The organism is Terriglobales bacterium, assembly GCA_035457425.1.
Taxonomy (GTDB): Bacteria; Acidobacteriota; Terriglobia; order Terriglobales; family Acidobacteriaceae; genus JACPNR01.
This window is the reverse complement of the sequence record DATIBR010000102.1, coordinates 1-5747: the sequence shown is the minus strand read 5'-3', so window position 1 is coordinate 5747 and position 5747 is coordinate 1. Positions and strand designations below refer to the sequence as shown.

The following is a 5747-nucleotide window of genomic DNA, read 5'->3' as shown; positions in this document are numbered from 1 at the left end:
GGCACCAAGACCGCGCGCGGCGTCGAGTTCACCCTGCCCGCCACGCACCAGGACATCGCCGGGATGATCGGGACGGTCCGCGAACTGGTCTCGCGCAACTTGAGCCGCCTGCAGGCGGAGGAGATCGTGGTGGTCGAGGGCAGAAACGTCGTCGTTCCCGACCTGGCGCGCCTCGAGGCGGAGTTGGAATCGAGCGAGTAGGCCTGCCTTCCCCTTCAGTGTCATGCACTTGCAGCTGTGACAAAAGTCATCGGCAGGGCCTCCTGCGCCCCGTACCTTGGACTCAGTCCAAGAGGACCAAGGAGACGCCATGTCGATCAGCACGGAAAAGACAGTAGGGCAGATGGTCGCCGAGAACCCGGAAGCGGCGCGCATCTTCGAGCAAGCCGGCATCGATTACTGCTGCGGCGGGCAGCGTGGGCTGGAAGAGGCGTGCAGCAAGGCGAAGATGTCGTTCGCCGAAGTAGCGGCACTGCTGGAACAGGCGGCGGCGAACCGCAGCGCGGCCGATCGCGACTGGCTGCGTGCCGGCCAGGCCGAACTGGTGGAGCACATCGTGAGCAAGCACCACGGCTACGTGCGGCAGGAGCTGCCGCGGCTGACGGCGCTGATCGCCAAGGTGCAGGGCGTGCACGCCAAGAACCACCCGGAGCTGGCGCAGATCGCGCGCACCTTCGCCGACATAAGCAACGAGATGACCATGCACATGATGAAGGAGGAGAACATTCTCTTCCCGTACATCGTGGAGATGGAGAAGGCGGCGCAGGGCAACGGGCCGCAACCGATCGCGATGTTCGGCACGGTGCAGAACCCGGTGCGCATGATGATGACGGAGCACGATTCGGCGGGCGCGAACCTGAAGGCCATCCGGGAGTTGAGCGGCGACTACACACCGCCGGCCGATGGCTGCACCAGCTATCGCGTGCTGTACGAGGCGCTGGCGGCGTTCGAAGCCGACCTGCACACGCACATCCACCTGGAGAACAACATCTTGTTCCCGCGGGCCATCGAGATGGAACAGCGGTAGCACGCGAGCGGCGGCTGCCGGCAGCTCGCCGGCAGCTCGCCTGCCACGGCGACTCGTACAACAAGCAGATGCCTGTCCAGATCGGCGCCACCACGCACAGCTTTTCCGAGCCCACCGGGCTGCTCTCCGACTGCCACCGGCGCATCGAGTCGTTCCTCGGCGTGCTGGAAGCGGTCGGCAAGACGCTGGACCAGCCACTCACCGAAGAGGTGGCGCGCGCGCTTGGAACGGCGCTCGCGTACTTCCACGACGCCGCGCCCAAGCACACGGCCGACGAGGAAGAGTCGCTGTTTCCGCGGCTGCGCCGGCTCCACGACCCCGGCGTACGTGCGGCGATGTCGCAGCTTCAGCACCTGGAAGAGGACCATCGGGCCGCCGACCCGCTGCACGCCCAGGTCGAGCGGCTCGGGCGGAAGTACCTGGCGGCCGGAAAGCTGGGAGCGCCGGAGGTGGCGGAGTACCGCGACGCCGTCGCGCGCCTGCGCGCCATCTATGCGCAGCACATCCGGCTGGAGGACGAGGTGGTGTTCCCGCTGGCGCAGCTCGTCCTGCCCAAGGCGGAGAAGTCGGCCATCGCTGCCGAGATGGCGGGGCGGCGCCAGGCGCCCCTCGTCACTGGCCCTGCTCCGCCGAAGTAGCGCCTACTTCCCGCGATCGTTGACCCACATGAGCGCCCGCCCCGCGGCGGGAAAGCCGATGGTCGTGATGCTCAGCATCACGACGTGCTCCATCTCCTTCCGGGTGATGCCGGCTTCGCGGGCGTGGCGCACGGCGGAGTGCGTGCCGCCTTCGGTGCCGGCGGCGATCGCGAGGGCCAGCTTCACCAGGCGGCGCGTCTTCTCGTTGAGCGGACCGGCGTCGTGGCAGGCGTCGGCGAGCTCGGTGAACCGCTTCCACACCTTGGGATGGCTCAGCTTGATGGCTTCGGCGGAACGTGCAGGCTTCGGCATGGCTCCTCCTCGGACCCAATAATCTACAACGCCGAGCCAGCGGCGCTTCAGAAGCGGTAGTTGAATTCCAGGTAGCCGAAGCGCGCGCTGCGGTCTGCGGGATAGATCTGCGAGATGACCTGCTTCCCTTCCGCGTCGGCGAAGTAGCCGGTCACCGTGATGTTCTTGCTGACGGTGACGTCCGCGCTGACGTCGAAGAGGGTCGCGAGGCTGGTGTTGCCGCCGCTCGGCCGGCCGGCGTAGCCGAAGACGAACTGGTCGTACGCGCCGCCGCCCTGGTACCAGAGGTCTTTGCTGCTCGCGAGGCGGAGCGAGTGGACGTCGCTGCGGACGGTGAGCCGCGCGTGCGGGCGCAGGACGAGCTCGGCGAACAGGTCGTCGGTGTTCATCAGGTTGAAGAACGGGAAGCGCGCGTAGATGCGCGGCGTGGGCAGCACCTGGAAGAAGGTGCGGTGCGAGGCGTCGGCGGGATCGTCGTCGCCGCTCGAGCGATTCCACCCGGCGCGCAACCACGGCTTGAGCTGCTTGAGCGGCGGCTGCCAGCCGGCTTCGAGCGCGACCGCCCAGCCGCGATGCTCCTGCACGCCCCACGAGCCGCCCTGGAGCGCGCCCCAGAGCAGGACGTCGAAGGAGCCGGCGCGCTTGGTCGGAAAGACGTGCAGCAGGTCGGCGCCCACGGTGGTCACGCGCAGGTTGTGGGCATCGGCGACGCGTGCCGGCAGCGGGCGGTTGTCGGTCTTCGTCGTGCGCCGGCCGTCGTGATACATCACCGCAAACAGTCGCCACTCGCCCGGGCCGGCGGAGGTGGTGCCGCGCGTGAGCGCGCCGTAGAGGACGTCGGCGTCGAGTTCGCCCATGCCATCGACCTGGAAGACGCCGCGCGTGGCGCGCCCTGCCATCAAGGTGACGTTCACGTTCCGCGGGTTCCAGGCGAGTTGCGCGCCGTCGAAGCTGCGCCCGACGTGCGAGAAGCCGAAGTTGCCGATCAGGCGATGCGCGATGCGGTCGCGCTTGAGCACGCCGATGGTGGCGTCCTTGCTGCCCGGCTCGAGCCCTTCGATGAACTCGAAGCGGCCGAGGCGGAGGCTGTTCCCCTCTGTGCCCGGCAGGCGCAGCCGGAGGAAGCCTTGTTTCAGGAAGATGCCCGCGGCTTCCCGGCCATTGGACGCGAAGTAGTTCGCGCCCAGGCCGAGCGCGCCCTGCGGCGGCGGCGCGATGGCGTCGTCGGGCAAGCCGAACAGCGTGGGCTGTTCGAGCTCGAGCATCCAGTCGAAGTTCCGACGCTTCTGCTGGATGCCGAGCCGAACCTGGTTGGCGCCGAAGGTGTAGCTGCCATCGGCGAGCGGCGTCTCGAACCATTGCCAGCTCTCGACGCGGAAGCGGACGCTGCCGGTGACCACAACATCGCCGAGCTCCACGGGCTTGCTCTGCGCGCTCGCAAGCGCGCTCAGCAGCAGCAGAACAACGGCTGCGGCAAGGTCCCTACGCGCCATGCACGCCCGCTTTGGTCCGCAACTCGGGCTTCAGGCAGCTCTCTGCGTGCATGCAGAAGCGCGCCTGCGCGCACAGTTGGTCGCGCGTGCCGGGCTCCGGCGGCACGATGCAGAGCGCGAACACCTTGGGGCGGATCAGCAGGAACGTGGCGAGCGCGAACACTCCGAGGAAGACGAAGCCGAGCGTGTACTGTCCCGTGCCCTGCCGGATCGCGCCCAGCACGAGTGGCGGAAAGAAGCCGCCGAGCCCACCTGCGGCGCCAACGAGTCCCGTCACGGCTCCGACCGACTTCGGAAAGAACTCCGGCACGAGCTTGAAAACCGCGCCGTTGCCGAGGCCGATGAGCGCGGCCATGCCGAGCGCTCCAATGGTGAACGGCACCATGTGCTGGAAGGTGAGACACGCGGCGGCGACCGCGACGCCGGGAAAGACGAAGGTCAGGATGTACTTGCCGCCGACGCGATCCGCGAGCCAGCCGCCCAGCGGCCGCATCGCGGTCGCCAGCACGATGAAGCCGGCGGTGCGAAAACCGGCGTCCTTGGGCGAGAGCTTGAATATCTCGGTGAGGAAGATGGGGAGGTACACGCCCATAGCGACGAAGCCGCCGAAGGTGAGGAAGTAGTAGATGCTGAGCTCCCAGCTGCGCCTCTCCGCCAGCGGCGCGAACACTTCGCGGAGCGGCTTAGGCGCCACTTCGACAGGCGCGTCCTGAGCAAGCAAGAGCCACAGCAGCAACCAGGCCGCCAGCGCGATGCCGAACGTGCGGAATCCCCAGGCGTAGCCGACCGCGGCGACGAGCAACGGCGACCCGAAGGCGGCGAGCGACTGCCCGATGTTGCCGGCGCCGTAGACGCCGAGCGCTGTTCCCTGCTGTGCCGGTGGATACCACCGGCTGGAGAAGCCGACGCCGACCGAGAAGCTCGCCAGCGCCACGCCGATGAAGAAGCCGCAGAACACGAGCTGCCCGAACGTGCTCACGGAACCCATGAACAGCGAGGGCACGATGGAGAAAGCCATCACCCAGGCAAAGACGCGGCGCCCGCCGAAGCGGTCGGTCAGCATGCCGAGCGGGATCCGTCCCAGGCTGCCGAGCAGGATCGGCACGGCGAGCGCGATGCTCACCTGCACCGGCGTGAGCCCGAGCTGCTTGCGGACGATGGGCATCATCGCCGAGACCGAGCCGAACACGGCGAAGCAGACGGCGAAGGCTCCGGTCGCGAGCCCAAGCTGCAGTCCGGGACGCGAGCGCAACGACGAAAGACTCATTGATGACTCCTTAACCGTGAGGATGCAGGCTCTCGGCCAGTCGCGGATCGCGCACGGGCAGCGCGGGCGCGCGGCGGAACACGGCGAAGAAACTCAGCCCGAAGACGCCGGCGGTGAGCAGCGCCAGCCCGGCCTCGAGCAGACCGACCTGCGGGCGCCCGGGCTGGGATGGCGGCGCGACCATCAGCCAGAGGTCGAGGAAGCGCCCCGCGAGCACCACCCAGCAGACCTTTCCCAGCACGCCGGGTTTCTGCTTGTGCGTCCGCGGCAGCAGCACCAGGAACGGCACCACCCAGTTGAGCGCGACGTTGAGCAGGAACAGCGGCCCCCAGAATCCCTGCCAGCGGCGCACGAAGTAGATGGTCTCTTCCGGGATGTTGGCGTACCAGATCAGCATGTACTGACTGAACCACAGGTACATCCAGAAGGTGCTGATGGCAAAGACGAGCTTACCCAGGTCATGCAGGTGGTGGGGCGCCAGCGCGTCGGCCAGCGGGCGCCTCTGCTGCAGATGGATGACGAGCAGCGCCAGTACCGCCAGCCCGGCGAGGAACATGCCGGCGAAGTTGTACATGCCGTAGAGCGTGCTGGCCCAGTCGGGCTCCAGCGACATCAGCCAGTCGTAGCTTGCCAGCCAGAACGTGACGCCGAAGACGATCAGGAAGGCGGTGGCGAAGCGGGTGTTGCGGCGCGTATGCGCGAGGTCGCCGTCTTCGTCCTGGCGGCGCGAGCCCAGCACCAGCATCCAGATGAAGAAAGTCCAGGCCAGCAGGTAGAAGATAGCGCGCGCGCGGAAGAAGCCGAGCGCGAGCCACGCTTGCTTGAAGGCCGGCAGGTCGTGCTTATGGAGCCAGGGATAGACCTCCGGATGGAAGAACAGGACCACGAGCACACCGAGGCCGCCCAGCGGCAGCAGGAGCGCCATGGCTTCGGCGACGCGGCGGACGGCGGTACTCCACGCCGCGCCGATCACGTAGTGCAGCGCGACGAACACCGCTCCGGCCAGCGAC

Annotated in this window: 7 protein-coding genes; 3 read left to right on the top strand and 4 right to left on the bottom strand. The window is 67.8% G+C overall.

The window, feature by feature from the left end:
* The 3 genes from VLA96_07625 to VLA96_07615 form a co-directional block, all read left to right on the top strand.
* Window positions 1-201 (top strand): helix-turn-helix domain-containing protein (locus tag VLA96_07625; GenBank protein ID HSE49057.1); only part of this gene is annotated, 201 nt, incomplete at its 5' end.
* Window positions 202-310: 109 nt separating this feature from the next.
* Window positions 311-1027 carry an iron-sulfur cluster repair di-iron protein gene (gene ric, locus VLA96_07620; GenBank protein HSE49056.1) on the top strand — a complete coding sequence of 239 codons (717 nt, stop codon included), beginning with the start codon at window positions 311-313 and terminating at the stop codon, window positions 1025-1027.
* Window positions 1028-1095: 68 nt separating this feature from the next.
* On the top strand, window positions 1096-1665 hold the full coding sequence (locus VLA96_07615; protein ID HSE49055.1) for a hemerythrin domain-containing protein: 570 nt from the start codon (window positions 1096-1098) through the stop codon (window positions 1663-1665).
* Window positions 1666-1668: 3 nt separating this feature from the next.
* Here the strand turns inward: VLA96_07615 and VLA96_07610 are convergent, their stop codons facing one another.
* The 4 genes from VLA96_07610 to VLA96_07595 all read right to left on the bottom strand — a co-directional run.
* The gene (locus VLA96_07610; protein HSE49054.1) at window positions 1669-1977 is read right to left on the bottom strand and encodes a carboxymuconolactone decarboxylase family protein; all 309 of its coding nucleotides are present in this window, start codon (window positions 1975-1977) and stop codon (window positions 1669-1671) included.
* Window positions 1978-2024: 47 nt separating this feature from the next.
* Window positions 2025-3470 (bottom strand): alginate export family protein, encoded by a 1446-nt coding sequence (locus VLA96_07605; protein ID HSE49053.1) that lies wholly within the window; start codon window positions 3468-3470, stop codon window positions 2025-2027.
* Window positions 3460-4737, bottom strand: coding sequence for an MFS transporter (locus VLA96_07600; protein ID HSE49052.1), 1278 nt, complete (start codon window positions 4735-4737; stop codon window positions 3460-3462). The genes VLA96_07605 and VLA96_07600 overlap by 11 nt, the downstream gene beginning before the upstream one ends.
* Before the next feature lie 10 nt (window positions 4738-4747).
* Window positions 4748-5747, bottom strand: a 1000-nt coding sequence (locus VLA96_07595) for a hypothetical protein (protein ID HSE49051.1), incomplete at its 5' end; no start/stop codon positions are given.

Bases quoted from the DNA above. Each gene is read 5' to 3' on its own strand.
- VLA96_07610 (HSE49054.1), bottom strand. From the start codon at position 1,977: ATGCCGAAGCCTGCACGTTCCGCCGAAGCCATCAAGCTGAGCCATCCC.
- VLA96_07600 (HSE49052.1), bottom strand. From the start codon at position 4,737: ATGAGTCTTTCGTCGTTGCGCTCGCGTCCCGGACTGCAGCTTGGGCTC.
- ric (HSE49056.1), top strand. From the start codon at position 311: ATGTCGATCAGCACGGAAAAGACAGTAGGGCAGATGGTCGCCGAGAAC.
- VLA96_07615 (HSE49055.1), top strand. From the start codon at position 1,096: ATGCCTGTCCAGATCGGCGCCACCACGCACAGCTTTTCCGAGCCCACC.
- VLA96_07605 (HSE49053.1), bottom strand. From the start codon at position 3,470: ATGGCGCGTAGGGACCTTGCCGCAGCCGTTGTTCTGCTGCTGCTGAGC.